At 67.3% G+C, this 17,611-nt stretch carries 13 protein-coding genes; 4 read left to right on the top strand and 9 right to left on the bottom strand.

Translation table 11 applies throughout. The annotated features are described in order from the left end of the window. Window positions 1–171 precede the first annotated feature (171 nt). Both RM50_RS08170 and RM50_RS08165 read left to right on the top strand, forming a co-directional pair. Window positions 172–1,911 carry a RecQ family ATP-dependent DNA helicase gene (locus RM50_RS08170; protein ID WP_052260048.1) on the top strand — a complete coding sequence of 580 codons (1,740 nt, stop codon included), beginning with the start codon at window positions 172–174 and terminating at the stop codon, window positions 1,909–1,911. Window positions 1,912–1,946: 35 nt separating this feature from the next. Beyond that, a complete protein-coding gene (locus RM50_RS08165; protein ID WP_043451619.1) occupies window positions 1,947–3,149 on the top strand; it encodes a TerC family protein in 1,203 nt (400 codons plus the stop codon). Between the two features lies 1 nt (window position 3,150). Here RM50_RS08165 and eda read toward each other — a convergent pair whose 3' ends face one another. The 6 genes from eda to RM50_RS08135 form a co-directional block, all read right to left on the bottom strand. Next, window positions 3,151–3,777: a bifunctional 4-hydroxy-2-oxoglutarate aldolase/2-dehydro-3-deoxy-phosphogluconate aldolase gene (eda, locus tag RM50_RS08160; protein ID WP_043451617.1), complete on the bottom strand. Its 627-nt coding sequence runs from the start codon at window positions 3,775–3,777 to the stop codon at window positions 3,151–3,153. Beyond that, window positions 3,770–5,182, bottom strand: a complete 1,413-nt coding sequence (locus RM50_RS08155) for a mannitol dehydrogenase family protein (RefSeq protein WP_240471910.1) — start codon at window positions 5,180–5,182, stop codon at window positions 3,770–3,772. Before RM50_RS08155 ends, eda begins: the two co-directional genes overlap by 8 nt. Before the next feature lie 38 nt (window positions 5,183–5,220). Further along, a complete protein-coding gene (locus tag RM50_RS08150) occupies window positions 5,221–6,195 on the bottom strand; it encodes a sugar kinase (RefSeq protein ID WP_043451615.1) in 975 nt (324 codons plus the stop codon). Further along, window positions 6,192–7,403, bottom strand: a complete 1,212-nt coding sequence (gene manD, locus RM50_RS08145; RefSeq protein ID WP_043451614.1) for a D-mannonate dehydratase ManD — start codon at window positions 7,401–7,403, stop codon at window positions 6,192–6,194. The genes RM50_RS08150 and manD overlap by 4 nt, the downstream gene beginning before the upstream one ends. A gap of 98 nt (window positions 7,404–7,501) precedes the next feature. Next, window positions 7,502–8,530 carry an L-idonate 5-dehydrogenase gene (locus RM50_RS08140; protein WP_043451612.1) on the bottom strand — a complete coding sequence of 343 codons (1,029 nt, stop codon included), beginning with the start codon at window positions 8,528–8,530 and terminating at the stop codon, window positions 7,502–7,504. Further along, complete coding sequence (locus tag RM50_RS08135; protein WP_043451610.1) at window positions 8,527–9,924, bottom strand: MFS transporter; 1,398 nt, start codon at window positions 9,922–9,924, stop codon at window positions 8,527–8,529. Before RM50_RS08135 ends, RM50_RS08140 begins: the two co-directional genes overlap by 4 nt. Window positions 9,925–10,101: 177 nt before the next feature. Here RM50_RS08135 and RM50_RS08130 point away from each other — a divergent pair, with 177 nt between their 5' ends. After that, window positions 10,102–10,827 (top strand): GntR family transcriptional regulator, encoded by a 726-nt coding sequence (locus RM50_RS08130; protein WP_043451609.1) that lies wholly within the window; start codon window positions 10,102–10,104, stop codon window positions 10,825–10,827. A gap of 128 nt (window positions 10,828–10,955) precedes the next feature. Further along, window positions 10,956–14,633, top strand: coding sequence for a TM0106 family RecB-like putative nuclease (locus RM50_RS08125; RefSeq protein WP_043451608.1), 3,678 nt, complete (start codon window positions 10,956–10,958; stop codon window positions 14,631–14,633). A gap of 2 nt (window positions 14,634–14,635) precedes the next feature. On the opposite strand, the gene RM50_RS08120 is transcribed toward RM50_RS08125, so the two are convergent. From RM50_RS08120 to RM50_RS08110, 3 genes are all read right to left on the bottom strand, one after another. After that, the gene (locus RM50_RS08120; RefSeq protein WP_043451607.1) at window positions 14,636–14,947 is read right to left on the bottom strand and encodes an acylphosphatase; all 312 of its coding nucleotides are present in this window, start codon (window positions 14,945–14,947) and stop codon (window positions 14,636–14,638) included. A 109-nt stretch (window positions 14,948–15,056) separates the two neighbouring features. Beyond that, complete coding sequence (locus RM50_RS08115; protein ID WP_043451606.1) at window positions 15,057–15,992, bottom strand: glycosidase; 936 nt, start codon at window positions 15,990–15,992, stop codon at window positions 15,057–15,059. 260 nt (window positions 15,993–16,252) lie between these two features. Further along, window positions 16,253–17,314 carry an adenosine deaminase gene (locus tag RM50_RS08110; protein ID WP_043451739.1) on the bottom strand — a complete coding sequence of 354 codons (1,062 nt, stop codon included), beginning with the start codon at window positions 17,312–17,314 and terminating at the stop codon, window positions 16,253–16,255. Between the last annotated feature and the right edge of the window lie 297 nt (window positions 17,315–17,611).

Here is a 17,611-nt window from a genome sequence, read left to right as displayed (position 1 = left end):
AGCCGGCCTGGTCAAGGCAGCCGGGCAGCCCCGGCTCCAGGCCGGGTTTGTGGACACGGCGGGTGCATTCGCCGCGCGCCGGTGTCTACGACGGCGGCCGGGGCTGGCGTAGGCTGGTGGGCACGGCTGAAGCAAGCGGCCGCTGTTTCTTTCTGCGCGGAGCACTTTCCTATGTCCGACGAACCAGCCCTCCGGGCCCTTGCTGAGTCACCCTTTTCCCTGCCCCACCTGAGGGACGGCCAACTGGCGGGCATGGCGGCCCTTGCCCAGGGACGCGACGTCCTGGCCGTGATGCCCACCGGGTACGGCAAGTCCGCGATCTACCAGGTGGCGGCCCTGCACCTGCACCGGAAGACCGGACGTCCCGCCGTCGTGGTGTCGCCGCTGATTGCCCTCCAGGAGGACCAGCTGGACGGCCTGTCCCACGTCCTTGGCCCGGGCGCGGCGGTGGCCATCAACTCCTCACACAGTGATGCCGACGTCGAAGCGTCCTGGCGGGCTGCCGAGCAGGGCTCAGCGGTCTTCCTGTTCCTCGCCCCTGAGCAGCTGGCCAAAGAGTCGACGGTGGACCGGATCAAAGCCCTGGACATCTCGCTGTTCGTGGTGGATGAGGCACACTGCGTCTCATCCTGGGGCCACGATTTCCGTCCGGACTACCTGGCCCTTGGCAATGTCCGGGAGCGGCTGGGGAACCCGCCCGTCGCCGCGCTGACCGCCACGGCCTCCCCGCCGGTACGGGACGAAATCATGGAGCGGCTGGACATGAAGGACCCCCTGGTCCTGGTGCACGGCTTTGACCGGCCGAACATCAGCCTTGACGTGGTCCGGCACCACGAGGACAAGGGCAAGCGCAAGGCCGTGCTGGCACAGGTGGCGGATCTGGCCAGGAGCGGCCCGGGGCTGCTTTATGCCGCCACCCGGAAGGATACGGAGAAATACGCAGCCAAGCTGGCCAAGGAGGGGCTGCGCACCGAGGCCTACCATGCGGGCCGGTCCGCCGGGGACCGCGAGCGCATCCACGACATGTTCCTGGCCGACGAACTGGACGTCGTGGTGGCCACCACCGCATTCGGGATGGGCATCGACAAGCCGAACGTACGGTTCGTTGTCCACGCCGACATCCCCGAGTCGCTGGATGCCTACTACCAGGAGATCGGCAGGGCGGGCCGGGACGGAGCCCCCGCGGCCGCCGTCCTGCATTACCGTTCGGAGGACCTGGGCCTGCGCAAGTTCTTCAGCACCCACTCCCCCGACCCCGATTCGCTGCTGGCCGTCCTGAAGATCCTCAAGGCCGCCAAGGCCCCGGCCCCGAAATCGTCCCTGGCGGAGCTCACCGGCCTTCCGGCCCGGCGCATCACCGGCCTGGTCAACCAGCTTGAAGAGATCGGCGCCGTCAGCACGGGCAAGCGGGGCATCCGGCTCACCTCCAAAGCCAAGCTGCCCGCCCTGGTGGGGGACGCCGTCGAACTGGCCGAGGCGAGGCAGCGCGTGGACCAGTCCCGGCTCACCATGATGCGTGCGTACGCGGAGACCGACGGCTGCCGGCGTCAGTTCCTGCTGGGCTACTTCGGCGAGGACCTGCCGGAGCCCTGTGGAAACTGTGACGGATGCGCGGCGGCTGCCGCACACGCGCAGCCAACAGCAGGTGGCAAGGACAAGGCCGGGACGAAGAAGCAGGACAAGAAGCAGGCAGGCAGGACGAAGGGCGGCAGGACGTCCGACGGCGGCGGCCCGGCTTCCGCAGCGGACGAGCCGTTCCCGCTGCAGTCCGCAGTGGTGCACAAGGAATGGGGTCCCGGGCTGGTGATGCGGCACGAAGACGACGTCATCACGGTGCTCTTTGAACAGGAGGGGTACAAGACGCTGTCCCGGTCCGCCGTGGTGGAGAACAAACTCCTGAAGCCTGCTTAGGTAGGCTGGGAGGACCTCCAACGAAAGGCCCCCGGGTGGAAGTACCTGCGTATGTCTGGACCCTGACCATTGCGGGAATCGTGGGGCTGCTGGCCTTCGATTTCTTCTTCCATGTCCGCAAGGCGCACACGCCCACGCTCAAGGAATCCGCAGCCTGGTCCGCCATCTACGTGGGCATCGCGTTGCTGTTCGGGTTGGGGGTGCTGCTGTTGGGCGGCTCGGACATGGGCACGGAATACTTCGCCGGCTATGTCACGGAGAAGGCCCTGTCCGTCGACAACCTCTTCGTGTTCCTCATCATCATGGCCAGCTTCAAGGTGCCCCGCGCCGACCAGCAGAAGGTACTGCTGTTCGGCATCGTGTTCTCCCTGATCGCCCGCACGGCATTCATCTTCCTGGGCGCAGCCCTGATCAACAGTTTCGCCTGGGTGTTCTACATCTTCGGGCTCATCCTGCTGGTCACGGCCGGCAACCTGCTCAAGCCGGACGACCACGACGACGACTCCGACGGCCTGGTGGTCCGGCTCGCCAAGAAGCTGCTGCCGGCGTCGGAGCACTACGACGGCGACAAGCTCTTCACCGTGGAGAACGGCAAGCGGGTCCTGACGCCCATGCTGCTGGTGATGGTGGCCATCGGCGGCACCGACATCCTGTTCGCCCTGGACTCCATCCCGGCGATCTTCGGGCTGACCCAGAACGTGTTCGTCGTCTTCACCGCCACGGCGTTCTCCCTGATGGGCCTGCGCCAGCTGTTCTTCCTGATCGACGGCCTGCTGGACCGGCTGATCTTCCTCTCGTACGGCCTGGCGGCGATCCTGGGTTTCATTGGCGTGAAGCTCATCCTGCACGCGCTGCATGAGAACACGCTTCCGTTCATCAACGACGGCGAGCACGTCAACGTTGTGGAAGTCAGCACGGCCGTGTCGCTGTCCGTGATCCTGGGCGTGCTGGTGGTGACCATCCTGGCGTCCCTCTTCAGCCCGAAGGGCAAGGCCAAGAACGCGGTGTCCGGGGCAAAGCGGCATGCCACCGAATACCTGGATCTCAACTATGAGACGGACATGGCCGAACGCGACAAGATCTTCGCCAAGATGTGCCGGGAGGAAGGCCAGATCCGCAAGCTCCCCGAGAAGTACAAGCGGCTGATCCGCAACGAAACCGAATTCATGGCCCTGCTGCGCAACGCCCACGCGGAGCATGACAAGGCCCAGGTCCGGGCTGCCGCGGCCGAGGCCTGACCTACCGGCTAAGGGCTGCGGCGCCCCTGGCCAGTGCGGTGATCGTGTCCCAGTCTTTGGCTTGGACGGCGTCTGCCGGGGTCAGCCAGCTTCCGCCGACGCAGGCCACGTTGGGCAGCGCCAGGTAGTCCGGCGCAGTGGCCAGGCTGATCCCGCCGGTGGGGCAGAACCTGACCTGCGGGATCGGGGCGCCGATCGCCGCAAGGTACTTCGGGCCGCCGGCGGGTCCTGCCGGGAAGAACTTCATCGCGTCCAGGCCGGCGTCGAGGACCGCCATGACCTCCCCAACCGTGGCTACGCCCGGCAGCACCGGCACGTCGAGGGACAGCATCGAGGTGAGCAGGGCGGGGGTGACGCCGGGGCTGACCAGGAAGCGGGCGCCGGCTGCCACGGCGGCGTCGGCCTGCGCCGGGGTGAGGATGGTGCCGGCACCCACCAGGATCTCCGGGACTTCCTCGGCGATGAGCTTGACCGACGTCAGCGCGGACTCGGTCCGCAGCGTAAGTTCGATGATGCCCACCCCGCCGTCGGCCAGCGCCCGGGCGAGCGGCACGGCGTCCTGGGGGTCGTCTATGGTGACCACCGGGATGACCGGTGAAGTGTTCAGGACGGCGGAGGCGTCAGCCATGGTTGATCTCGTTTCCCAGGCCTTCCGGCCCGTTTTCCAGGGTGCGGTACCAGTGCAGGAGCAGGTGTGTGAATTGTTCGTTCTGCGCCAGGCTGGGGTCGAAAATGGGACGGAATCCCAGCAGGGCGGGAACGACCGTCTCCGCGGTGCGGGCGGCGGGCAAGGCAGCGTGGAGTTCGGCGGCCAGCGGATCGTTCAGGCCCGCCGGCGGCGTGGTAGCGACCCTGTGCATCCAGGCGGCAATCGCGAGGGCGGCCCACCGGGGTTCGCGGCCGGCGTCGAGCGTTCCGCGGATGGTGGGCAGCAGGCGCAGCCCAATCTTCTGTGAGCCGTCGCTGCCCACTTTGGCGGTGGTGTGGCCCAAGGCCGGATTCGCGAACCGTTCCAGCACCTGCGAGCAGTACTCTTCGCCATCGAGTTCGGCTGGCAGGGTGATGGTGGGCAGTGCTTCCGCCAGCATCATGCGCCGGCAGGCGGTGCGGAACGGCTCCACCGCCACGGCATCGCTGATGGCTTCCTTTCCAGCCGCCAGCCCAAGATACGCAAGCATGGAGTGGCTGGCGTTGAGCAGCCGCAGCTTCGCCGCTTCCCACGCTGCAACATCCGCGCTGAACAGGGCACCGGCGTCCTCCCAGCGGGGTCGGCCGGCAGCGAAGGTGTCCTCGATGACCCATTGCTTGAAGGGTTCGGCCACCACGGCGGCTTCGTCACGCACCCCCAGTTCATGTTCGACGGCGGCAAGGTCACGGTCCGTGGTGGCGGGCACCATCCGGTCCACCATGGTGGACGGGAACGCCACGTTTGCCGCGATCCAGGCCAGCAGGTCATCGCATTCGGCCGCGGGCAGTGCGGCGGCAAACCCGTGGACGAGCCGCGCCGTCAGTTCGCCGTTGGCAGGGAGGTTGTCGCAGGAAAGGATGGTGACGGGGCCGGCCCCGGTGCGTGCGCGCTGCTGCAGCCCGCGGGTGATCTGGCCGACGGCGGTCAGCGGCGGACGTCCGGCGAGGTCCGCCTGCACGTCGTCGTCGGACAGGTGCAAACCGCCCGTCAGGGGATCGAACCGGTAGCCCTTTTCCGTGATGGTCAGGGTGACGATCCTGGTGGACGCCGCAGCGATCCGGTCCACGACGTCCTGCGGCCTGTCCCGCCCCGGTATTGCTTCCACAATGCTGGAAACCACCCGCGGCGGTGCAGCACCCGCGCCCCTTTCGGCGACCGTGAACAGCCCGTCCTGGGGCGTCAGCTGGCGGGCCACGGTGTCCGATCGCTGGGTGACGCCAATGATTGCCCACTCGTAGTCCCCCGAGGAGGCCATGGCGTCCTCGGTAAATACTGCGGTGTGCGCACGGGCGAATGCACCGAGGCCAAGGTGGACGATGCCGGGCTGCAGCTCCTCCCGCGGCAACCGGACCTGCTGGCCGGTGGCGGCAAGGGATGAAGAACTCAGGCGTGCGATGACACTTCTCCTTCCACGGAGTGGGCGGACGCCGCGGCGTGGGCGCGCGTCTGCTCGAACGTGGGGATGAAGCCCGTTCCGCCCTTGCCGCCCACCACCAGCGACGACGCCGCGGCACCATACCGCGCCGCGGCCTGGAAGTCGTCCCCGAGCACCAGCCGTGCGGTGAGGGTCCCCACGAAGGCGTCGCCGGCGCCGGTCTGGTCCACCACCGCGGGGGCCGGGATGGCCGGCACCCATACCGAGTCCTGCCCGGACTCGAGCTGGATCCCTTCGGCACCGCAGGTCACGGCGACGTTGGCTGTGCCCTGGGCCCGGAGCCCGGCGGCGGCTTCCTGCGGCGTGGATGCGCCCAGCAACGCGCTGGTTTCGCCGGGGAATGAGGGGGTGACGAGGAAGGCCTGTGGCGCCAGTTCGGCGAGGACCGCCGTCGCTTCTTCCTTGGTGGTGAGCCGGGGCCGGAAGTTCGGATCGAACACAAAGCGCTGGGCCAGGGAGGCGGCTTTGACGACGGCGGCGCGTGCCGTCGTCGAGATGGCGGAGGCGATGCCGCCCGCCACCACCGCGCCGGCCGCGGTGAACACTGCGGGGTCCACGTCGTCCGGCCCCAGGGTGGAACCGACGCTGCCGCTGCGTGCGTAGGAGAACTCGCGTTCGCCATCCGGGTCGCTGTGCACCAGGTAGACGCCCTGCTGCCCGCGGCGGTGCAGCAACAGGTCTGTGGAGATACCCAGCTCGGCGACCCGCGCGGCAATCGCCTGGCCCAGGTCGTCGTCGGTGAGTACGGACAGCAGGCCCACCCTGGCACCCGCAGCGGCGGCGGCTGCTGCCACGTTGAGGGCGTCACCGGAGATGCCAAGCTGCGCTGGAACGCCGTGGGCGAAGGGCAGGTCGGTGGCGACTTCGACCAGGATCTCCCCCATCACCACCACATCGAAGGGCTTGTGTGCTGCAGCGTTCACCAGTCGTGCACCGATCCGTCGAGCCGGCGGTTGACAGGGAGGTATTTGGGGTCGAAGGGGAAGCGCGCGGCGGCTTCCTCGTTAAACTCCACCCCCAGGCCGGGAGCCTCACCAGGGTGCATGTAGCCGTCGTTGAAGGTGTAGGAACTCTTGAAGACCTCACCCGCCGGGTCCCGGTGGCCCATGTATTCCTGGATTCCGAAGTTGGGGATGCTCATGTCCACGTGCAGTGCTGCCGCGAAGGACACCGGCGAGAGGTCGCCGGCACCGTGGGAGCCGGAGCGGACGCCGTAAAGGTCAGCGAGGGAGAAGATCCGGCGCAGGTGGGTGATGCCGCCGGCGTGGGACACGGACGTGCGGATGTAGTCGATCAGCCGTTCCGTGATGAGCTGCTGGCAGTCCCAGATCGAGTTGAAGACTTCCCCCACGGCGATCGGGGTGGTGGTGTGCTGGCGGATCAGCCGGAACGCGGACTGGTCCTCGGCCGGCGTCGGATCCTCAATCCAGAACGGCCGGTACTGCTCCAGCGAGGCACCCAGCCGGCCTGCCTCGATGGGGGTCAGCCGATGGTGGACGTCGTGCAGGACGTGCACGCCGTACCCGAACTCCTCCCGGACGTGGGCCATCATCTTCGGCGCGAAGTCCAGGTAGGCCGTGGTCTCCCAGGTGTCCTCCTGGGGCACGTTGCTGCTGGCCGGTTCGTAGAGCTTCCCGTCCACTGGCGCGATGCCGTACGTCTTGTCCAGCCCGGGGACCGCGGCCTGGGCGCGGATGGCTTTGTAACCGAGGTCCAGGTGGTGCTGGAAGTCTGCGCTGAGGTCCTCGAGGGTGGTGCCGCTGGCATGCCCGTAGACCATCACGCCCTCACGGGCGGCGCCGCCGAGGAGTTCATAGACCGGCATTCCCGCGGCCTTGCCCTTGATGTCCCAGAGGGCGACGTCGATGGCGGCGATCGCCGTCATGGTCACCGGGCCGCGCCGCCAGTAGGCGCCCTTGTAAAAGTACTGCCAGGCGTCCTCAATACGGCGGGCGTCGCGGCCGATCAGGAGGGGGCAGAGGTGCTCGCTGAGGTAGGACGCCACGGCCAGCTCGCGGCCGTTGAGGGTGGCGTCGCCGATGCCGGTGATGCCGTCCTCGGTTTCAATGACGAGCGTCACGTAGTTGCGTCCGGGCGACGAAACCACTACCCGTGCGTCGGTGATCTTCACTGGGGGTCCTTCAATTGGTTGTACGGGCAAGGTGGGTCGCAGGAACTGCCGTCGCGGGGCCCACGACGGCAGTTCCTGCTGCGTGGTGGAGCGGGATGTCAGGTTCCGCTGAGCCGGAGCATGACCTTGCTGCTTCCGGCGGTCGGGTCGGCGGCGGTCTGCATGGCTTCCTCGGCGTCGTTGATGCCGAACGTGTGGGTGATGACGGGTGAGACGTCCAGGCCGTTCTGCATAGCCTGCAAGGCGTCGGTGATTTCGTCCACGAACCGGTAGGAGCCGATCCAGGTGATTTCCCGGGTGACGAGGTCGCCCAATGCCGCGGGCGCCGGGGCGCCGGGAAGGTTGCCCACCTGGATAAGCGTGCCGCCGCGGGCCGTGGCGCGCAGGACTCCGCCCAGGACTGCCGGGATCCCGGTGGCCTCGAAGACGAGCTCCATATCAGCGGGCAACGGATTGTCCGACACGTTGATGACCTCATCCGCGCCCATGGCCCTGGCGATTTTCAAGGACACATCGCTGATGTCGGTGGCCGTGACGCTGCGGGCTCCGGCAAATTTGGCGGCCGCGGTGACCAGCGATCCGATCGGGCCGGCGCCGTTGACCAACACGTCCCGGCCCCGCAGGCTGCCTGCACGGTTGACCGCGTGCATGGCGACGGCAAGCGGCTCGGCCAGCGCCCCGCGGCGGGTGTCGACTCCGGCGGGAAGGGGGCGGACCTGGAACGCCCTGGCAAGTTTCCGCTCGCTGAAGCCGCCGTCGGTGTGGGGGTCGAAGGCGGCCGAGCCAAAGTAGCGGATCTGCGGGTAGAGGTTGGTCCGTCCGCGCAGGCGCTCCGGCATGGTTCCGTCCCCAACGAGTTCGGCCGGGTGGACCGTCACCGCCTGGCCAACCTCGAGGTGTTCGACGCCGGCGCCCAGCGTGCTGATCCGGCCGGCCACCTCGTGCCCCAGGACGAGCGGCGACTTCAGCGCCGCGGTACCTGACGCTCCGTGCCGCCAGTAGGACAGGTCGCTTCCGCAGATCCCGCCCCATTCGACGTCGATGACTACTTCCCCCGGCCCGGCCACCGGCTCCGGCCGGTCATCGATCCGCAGGTCGTTGGCGCCATGGACGACGACGGCTTTCATACCGCGTCCTCCAGCCGGACCATGTCGCGGCCACGGACCTCGGGGCCCACGGCGGCCGATACCAGGGTGATCAGCGAGTAGCCAATGAGCATGGCGGCCAGCGGCCACCAGTGTCCGGTGACGGCGGTGAGCGTAGCTGCAAGGATGGGGCCAATGGCCGTGGCCAGGATGCCGCCGATTTCCTTGGCGAGGGCCAGCTGGGTGAAGCGGGTGCGGGCACCGAAGAATTCGGCCATGGTCACGCTTTCCATGGCGAACAGGCCCAGCACGCCGAGGTTGAGTCCTATCACCATGGCCACGGTGATGACGGCTGGATTGCCACTGGTGATCATGAGCATCATCGGGATGGCGTACACGGCAGTCAGGGCGCTCAGCACAAGGTACAGCGGGCGGCGGCCGAAGCGGTCGCCCAGGAAGCCGACCACCGGGATGGTGATGAAGCCAAGCAGGGAGCCGTACATGATGGCGTTGGTGCCCACTGTTTTGTCGGCCAGCAGCACGGTGGCCAGGTAGCCCACCAGGAAGGTCTGCACCAGGCCGGAGTTGCCGGCCTGGCCGAAGCGCAGGCCGAGTGCGATCAGGAAGGACTTGCCCTTCTTCTGGTGCAGGGCGGCCTCGATGGTGCTGGTTCCGGCAAGTTCCGGGGCCTTGGCTGCCGCGGTCTTGATCTTGTCCTTGGTGAGGGCAACGCCGTCGACGACGTCGGCACGCTGTTCAAAGACGGGGCTTTCCTTGATGGAGCGACGGATCCAGACGGCAAAAAGCATGATCACGAAGCTGGCCAGGAATGGGATGCGCCAGCCCCAGCTCAGCAGGTCTTCCTGCGAAAGCGACGCCACGAGGATGGCCCACAGGGCCGAAGCGCCCAGGGTGCCCGAGTTGGTTCCCAGGCAGACCAGTGACGAGATAAGGCCACGACGGCGGGCCGAGGCGAACTCAGCGAGCATTACCGTTGCACCTGCGATTTCCGCTCCAGCGCCGAAGCCCTGGATGAGACGCAGCGCCACCAACAGGATGGGCGCCCAGATGCCGATCATGGCGTAGGTGGGGAGCACTCCGATCAGGGTGGTGGAGGCGCCCATCAGGGCAATGGTGATGTAGAGGACCTTCTTGCGGCCGATCCGGTCACCCATCCGGCCAAAGTAGACGGCGCCGAACAGGCGGGCCACGTAGCCCACCCCGTAGGTTGCCATCGCGGCGATGAGCCCGATAACGGGGCTGACGTCCGGGAAGAAGATCTTGTTGAAGACGATGGCTGCCGCCAAAGAGTACAGCTGGAAGTCCATGAATTCCATGGCGGTGCCCAGCCATCCAGAGACGGCCACTTTGGCCAGGTCCCGGGTGTTGGGAGTTTCGGCCTGGCTGCGGGTTGGCGGCGCAATGCTTTCGGTCATCAGTTGCTCCTTTGCAGGTGATGCTGTCGAAGGGGAGAGCGTTTGGAGGGATGTGGACAGCGGAAAAGCTGGGTCTGCCGGGCCTGTTCGATGGGGCAAGAGTGACCGGCAGCACGTCGATTTCAACTACCATACAAGCACTACCATTCTAGTGTGTCAACCGGCTAGACTGGTCCCATGGCAACGGACAAAAGAAGCGCTTCCCCCCGGCTTTCGGTGCGCGACCAGACGCTTGAAACACTCCGGCGCAGGATCATTTCGCTGCAGTTGCCGCCGGGCGAGCCGCTGTCCGAGAACGAACTGGCCCAGGAGCTGGGGGTCAGCCGGACTCCCGTGCGCGAAAGCCTCATCCTGCTTCGCGAGGAAGGGCTGGTCCAGGTGTTTCCGCAGATCGGCTCGTTTGTCTCCCTTGTCGACCTGGGGCGCGTCTCGGAAGCGCAGTTCGTCCGGGAAGCCATCGAGTGCGCCTCGCTGCGGGACCTCGCCGTTGACAGCGACGGCATCGCTGGACTGAGGAGCATCCTGCGGGCCCAGTCCGAGGCGGACGCCAAGGACGATGTGGAGGAATTCTTCCGCTTGGACGAAGACTTCCACCGCGAACTCCTGCGCCTTGCGGGACACGAATCGGCCTGGGCCGCGGTCAATTCCGCCAAGGCGCACCTGGACCGCGCGCGCCGGATGAGCCTGCTGGACACCCGGCCGGTGTCCACCCTGATCGAACAGCACACCGCCGTTGTCGATGCGCTGGAAGCCAACAACCTCCCGGACGCGGACAGCAGCCTGCGCCTCCATCTCCGGGCCGTGTTCGAGGATGTTCAGCGGATCCAGGAAGCAACGCCGGGACTGTTTTCCGACGGCGAAGCGCGCCGCCCGTCGCGGCGCAGCGTGGCACGCCTGGCCTGATGGCCCCTGGGCGGCAGGCCAGGCAGGAAACCCCGGCAGGGGCAACGTGCTGCTTTGTCAGCCCCTCTTGCTACGTTTGAGCCAGGCCGGGGAAACGTCCCGGGCCCGCGAACAGTTCGGGAGGCCCCGTGTTTCTGCTCGACTCTGCCGGCGCTGACGCCGGGTCCGCCGCCCCGCCGGACCTGGTGTTTTCGGCCAGCGACCTGGTGGCTGCATCCGAGTGTGAGTACCGCACGCTCCGGGTCCTGGACGAAAAACTGGGACGGACTCCCAAGCCGGAGTTCCCCGTCGACGAGATGCAAAAGCGCGCCGGTGAACTCGGTGACCGGCATGAGCGCACCGTCCTGGCCAGCCTGGTGGCGAAGTACGGCGAGTGGGATGCCAGCCGCGCGGCAGGCGTGTACTCGCTGGAGCGTGGCCCCGCCCTGCGCGGCGAGCTGCAGGCCCGGCACGCCGAAACCGAGCTCGCCCTCAGGTCCGGTGCCGACGTCGTCTTCCAGGCCACCTTCTTCGACGGGGAATTCCTCGGCTACGCGGATTTCCTGGTGAACGAGGCCGCCGGCACAGGCAACCCCGGCCGCTATGAGGTGTGGGACACCAAGCTTGCCCGGCATGCCAAGGTCGGGGCGCTCCTTCAGCTCGCCGCCTACGGCGACCAGCTCATCGGCATGGGACTGGAGCCCTCCCCCGTGGTCACGCTGGTGCTGGGCACCCGCGTCGGCGACGACTGGCTGCGGAGCACCCACTCGCTGGCGGACCTGCTGCCCGTGTTCCGGGAACGACGCCGGCGCTTCCGCCAGCTCACGGCCAACCACCGTGCCGCCGGGGCAGCGGTGCAGTGGCAACAGCCCGGCATCGTGCACTGCGGGCGATGCGATTACTGCGCTGAACAGGTCAAGCTGCACCGGGACCTGTTGATGGTGGCAGGCATGTCCGTTGTCCAGCGGCGGAAGCTTCACGCAGCCAAAATCACCACCATTGATGACCTGGCTGCCCTCCCCGCCGCCGAAGCAAAGAACTCCGTCGCACGGCTTCGTGCCCAGGCGCGGATGCAGCTGGGGCTGGAGCAGCCGTCAGGCTCGCGGACGTTCAGCAAGGACGGCCAGCCGCACACGGTAGCCTACACCGTGCTGCCGGACAACACGATCGGATCACTGCCCGCTCCGAGCCCTGGCGACATCTTCTTTGATTTTGAGGGCGACCCCCTCTGGCAGGACCCCGCCACCGGCGTCTGGGGCATCGAGTACCTCTTCGGCGTCATCGAAGCGCCCGCTGCGGGCGCCGACGGAGATCCTGTATTCCGGCCCTTCTGGGCACACTCCCGGTCCGGGGAACGTCGCGCCTTCCTGGACTTCCTGGAGTACGTGGAGAAGCGCCGGGCCCGGTACCCGGACATGCATGTCTACCACTACGCCCCCTACGAAAAGACGGCGCTCCGGAACCTGTCCCTCGCCCACCAGGCGGGCGAGGACACCGTGGACGACTGGCTCCGGCAGGGACTGCTGGTGGACCTGTACGCCACCGTGCGGCATTCCGTCCGCATCTCCGAAGCGTCGTACTCCATCAAGAAGCTCGAACCGCTTTACATGGGTGGCAACCTCAGGTCCGGGGACGTCAAGGACGCCGGCGCATCGGTGGTGGCCTATGCCGCCTACTGTGCCGCGCGGGACGAGGGGCGGAGGGCAGAAGCCGACACCATCCTGGCCTCGATTTCAGACTACAACCGCTACGACTGCCTTTCCACGCTGCGCCTTCGCGACTGGTTGCTGGAGGTGGGGCAGCAGGCCGGGTCCGCACCCGGCCATCCTGGCGGTGCCGCTCCCGCCGCCGACTTCCCCGACCGGTCCGCTGGACTTCCCGCGGGAGGGAAGGACGAGGCCGCGGCCGGCAGGGAAGAATCCCCGGAGCACGAAAGGCTGCGCCGGTTCCTTGCCGGACTGCCGGACAACCGGCCCTGGACCAATGATGAGCGCGCCATCGCCATGGTGGCGGCCGCCACCGGATACCACCGACGCGAACGCAAGCAGTTCTGGTGGCAGCACTTCGACCGGGTCGAGGCCCCGCTGGAGAGCTGGTCCGACCAGAGGAACGTGTTCGTGGTGTCATCCGCGGAAGTGGTTTCCGACTGGGCGTTGGCCAAGCCACGGGAACGGATGCGCACCCGCGTCCTGCGACTCCGCGGCACCATGACCGAGGGCTCGGATTTCCGTGCGGACTCCACCTGGTGCCGGCTGTACGACGCTCCGGGTCCCGATGGGACGAACCCGGAGGCCGCACCCGGAACCAGGTCCTACACGTTTGGCACCAGGATCAGCGGGCTCGAGGCGGCGCAGGACAGCCCGGAACAACTGGTCACTATCGCTGAACGGGAAACGCGGAAGGTTGCCGCATATCCCCATTTCCCCGTGGCGCTGACCGAGGACCAGCCGCTGGCAACGGCCAGCATCGAAGCCTCCATCACGGAGATTGCCCGCGCCGTAGGCGCTTCCGCACCGTCGCTGCCTGCGCAGCCGGGCGTGGACATCCTGCGCAAGCTGCCGCCGCGGTTCCGTTCCCTCCCGGGCCCGGCGGCCGTCCGGCACGGCGAGGACGGTGCCGCAGATTATGCCGGTGCCATCACCGGGTCGCTGCTGGACCTGGACCGCTCGTACCTGGCCGTCCAGGGACCTCCGGGGACGGGGAAGACCTACGTTGGCGCGCACGTCATCGGCCGGCTGGTGGCGAAAGGCTGGAAGATCGGGGTGGTGGCCCAGTCACACAACGTGGTGGAGAACCTGCTGTGCCGCGCCATCGAAACCGGCGGGGTGGACGCACAGCGGGTAGGCAAGAAACTGGCTGCACCCCACCCGGTTCCGTGGACCCTCACGGCGGAAGGCGATGTGGCGCGCCTGCTCTCCTCCCCCGGCGGCTGCCTGGTTGGCGGAACCGCATGGACCATGACCGGCAAGGAAGTTCCGCCCGGGTCCCTGGACCTCCTGGTCATCGATGAAGCCGGCCAGTTCTCGCTGGCCAACACCTTGGCCGTGAGCCGGGCGGGGACGCGGCTGCTCCTGCTGGGTGACCCCCAGCAACTCCCCCAAGTCACCCAGGGCGCCCATCCGGAACCCGTGGACGAGTCCGCCCTCGGCTGGCTCGCAGCGGGACACGCCACCCTTCCGGCCACCCTCGGCTACTTCCTGGCCGACACCTGGCGCATGCATCCGGAACTGTGCCGTGCGGTGTCAACCCTCAGCTACGAGGGGAAGCTGAAGTCTGCTCCTGCGGCATCCCAGCGGATACTTGAGGAGCTGCCTCCCGGTGTCGAGACAGTGTTCGTTGACCACAGCGGCAACGCCACGGCGTCCACGGAGGAAGCAGAGGAAGTGGTGCGCCAGGTCCGCCGCCACCTGGGGTTGAAGTGGAGGTGCGGCCCGGAGGTGGAGCCGCGCCCGCTGGAACAGCAGGACATGTTGGTGGTGGCTGCCTACAACGCGCAGGTCCACCTGATCCGCAGGCACCTGGCGGAGGCCGGTCTGCCGGAGGTCCGGGTAGGCACGGTGGACAAGTTCCAAGGCCAGGAGGCTCCGGTGGTGCTGGTGTCGATGGCCTGCTCGGCTGTGGCGGAGGCCCCGAGGGGCGCGGATTTCCTGCTCAACCGGAACCGGATTAATGTCGCGGTGTCCCGCGGGCAGTGGCGTGCCGTGATCATCCGGTCCCCTGAGCTCACCAGCTACATGCCGCACAAACCCGCGGCCCTCGAAGAGCTCGGGGCTTTCATCGGCCTCAGCCCGCGGAACCAGGACGGGGCCCGCGCAAAGCGGGATTAGTGTCAGCGGACGCGGAAGCCGCGGAAGCTGCCGCTGGCCTGCGACAGTGAGTCGTCCACCCGTTCCACCCGGCCGGGCGTCCGGTCGGAATTCAACCAGTCCAGGAGTTTCCGGACCTGCGGCCCGGGCCCCTCGGCAACAACGGATACCGAGCCGTCGTCGAGGTTCTTCACCTCACCAGACAACCCGAGCTCCTCCGCGGTGCCCATGGTCCAGTACCGGAAGCCGACACCCTGGACCATCCCGAACACCCGGGCCTCCAGGCGTACGGCCTCTTGGCCCGCGTCATCCCGGGGGCGTTCATGCCTGCCCATGCTGCTCCTCCTGGACCTTGCACCCCGCCCAACTGCGGTCGCTGGAACTGCGTGCTGGAACCTCCAGAACGGCAGTTGGCGCTACCCGGTTGGGCGGGAGGGCAACCCGTTAGTTGATGGTGATGTCGCGGGTGGCGTGGTTATAGCGGATGGTCACCGTGCCGCCGGCGTGGTGCAGTTCGTGGTTGGGGCCATCGAACGTGCCGAAGGCGCCGTAGTTCTCAGCCCAGGAACGGTTCAGGGCGATCTTGAACGTGTAGTACCCGGCCGGCAGTTCGGCGCTCTTCTTCCAGAGCTGTTCCAGGAAGTCGAACTCCATCTGGGCCTCGTCGTACTGCGGCGCCCAGTTCTCGGGGGCACCCAGGATGGTATTGAAGTCACCGGCCACGGCCACGGCCTCCGGCTGCGGCAGGGTCTCGACGTCCGCGTCCTCGAACGGCTCTGCCGGTGCGGATGACCCGGCAGGTGCAGTCCCGGCCTTGTCTTTGGCGGTGGACTTCTTGCGGACGGCCTTGACCACAGGCTCAACGGCGTCTTCGATGGCCTTGGCTGCCTTGCCCACGGCGGAGGCGGCCTTCTTGGCCGGAGCCTTCCTGGCAGCCTTCTTCGGGGCTTCCTCCTTGGCGGGGACCTCCAGCGTTGCTGCTGCAGCGGAGACCGGGCGGACAAAGCCCTCGGGAGCCGTGGGAACCGGGGTATCGGCGGGGACCGGCGTGCCGGCGTCGAGCGCCGCCGCGAAGGAGTCAGCGTCAGGGAAGGCCACCGTGGCGCGCATGCCGTCCTCGGTGATGGTCCAGCCCGAGCGGCCCTTGATCAGCCAGCCTGCCTTGACCAGCTTGGCCGTGGCCGAGGTGAGCGTCTTGTGCCCCCGCGGGATTCCGCCGCTGAGAAGTTCCGCCTCGTGCTCGTTGAACGGCACCCGGGCCGTCGCTTCCGCCAGCACCTGGCCGGCGTTCAGGGCATCGCCGGACCACACGCCTTCGGTCAGGACATCCAGCACGGTCTTGAGTCGAAGGTAGGTGTTCTCTGCGGTGGACTTGGCCATGATTCCCCTTATATAAAAGCGATCGGTCTTAGGCATCTTGCCAACTGCCCGTTAAATCGCGCGACTTTAATTGGTTAACTCTGCGTGTCGTGACCGACTGTGAAGCGGATTATGCCGCAAGTGAGGCTGAGGTCTCGGGTAAGGGCTGTCTGCATAACCCTTTAAGCGCCGGCATGGGTGCCGCACCGCACTCCCGGACACGCCTGCGGCACCAGTTTACCGGCCCCGCAGCCCGGCTGTTGCGCCCGACACAGCAGCCGTCAGTCGGACACTTCCCGGCCGTTCAGCTCGGCCAGCAGTTCCGCCTTCCGTTCCTCCGAAGCAAAGGAGGAATGGATGGAATTCGCGGCCAGCCGGGCCCTGTCGAAGTCGGAGAGGTCAAAGACGGCGGTGAGCTGGGTGAAGTTGTCGTCCACGTAGCCGCCGAAGTAGGCAGGGTCGTCGCTGTTCACGGAAACATTGAGTCCCGCGGCGAGCATCGCAGGTAGGGGATGGTCGGCCAGGGTGTCGACGGTCCGCAGGCGGACGTTGGACAACGGGCAGACCGTCAGGGGGATCCGTGCGTCCACGAGCCGCTCCACCAGGTCGGGGTCGTCCATGCAGCGGATGCCGTGGTCGATCCGCTCCACACCCAGGATGTCCAGGGCCTCCGTGATGTACGACGCCGGGCCCTCTTCCCCGGCGTGCGCCGTCAGCCGCAGCCCGGCCTCGCGCGCCTTCGCATAGAGCCGCTCAAACTTCGACGGCGGGTTCCCCACTTCGGCCGAGTCCAGGCCGATGGCGCCGATCGGCGCATCCATGGCCAGCAGGCGGTCCAGGACCTCCAGCGCGGAATCCTCGGGCAGGTCGCGCAGGAAGGCCGCGATCAGGATGGTGGAGATTCCGTAGTCCTGCTCCGATGTGGCAAGCACCGAGGCAACGCCCCTGACGCAGGCTTCGAGGGGAACGCCCCTTGATAGGTGGGCCTGCGGATCCATCATGATTTCCGCGTGCCGGACCCCGGCGGCGGCCGCCCGCTCCAGGTAGGCACGGGTCATGTCCGCAAAATCCTGCTCGGTTTGCAGCACGGCCATGTTGGCGTAGTAGAGGTCAAGGAAGGACTGGAGGTCCGTGAACTCATACTTTTCGCGGAGTTCATCCAGGCCCGAATACGGCAGGGCAATGCCGTTGCGCCGGGCCAGGTCAAAGATGAGCTCCGGCTGCAGCGTGCCCTCGATATGCAGGTGAAGTTCGGTCACCGGGAGGGGCTGGGCAGGGGCTGCGGGTTCCGCAGAATCCGTTTCGTTTTCGGGCATGGTGCTGCCGCCGGCAAAGTTGTCCATCCGGTCAGGATAGTGCCCCTCCCGGGTTTGTGCCTTCTGGGCAATCCGGGCGGATGCTTCCCCGCGGGACACGGGGCCCCGTGCACCACGGCGCCACGCCTGCCGGTATCCCGATTTGATAACACCCAAACGATGACCTAGCGTGAAATACATGCCCGCCAGGCGGGCTTTTTGATTGCCCGGTGCTGCCTTCACCAGAACTGCCCAGCGGCAGCAGCCGACAGTGACCTCTATTCGTCAGGGGCGGGCAGTGGCGCGACGATCTCCGGGGACGGAAGCAGCGCTGGTGGCCTTCAG

It is taken from the genome of Pseudarthrobacter phenanthrenivorans (assembly GCF_000813845.1).
Taxonomy (GTDB): domain Bacteria; phylum Actinomycetota; class Actinomycetes; order Actinomycetales; family Micrococcaceae; genus Arthrobacter; species Arthrobacter phenanthrenivorans_B.
Note: the sequence above shows the minus strand (reverse complement) of the source record. Positions and strands in the feature narration are given on the sequence as shown.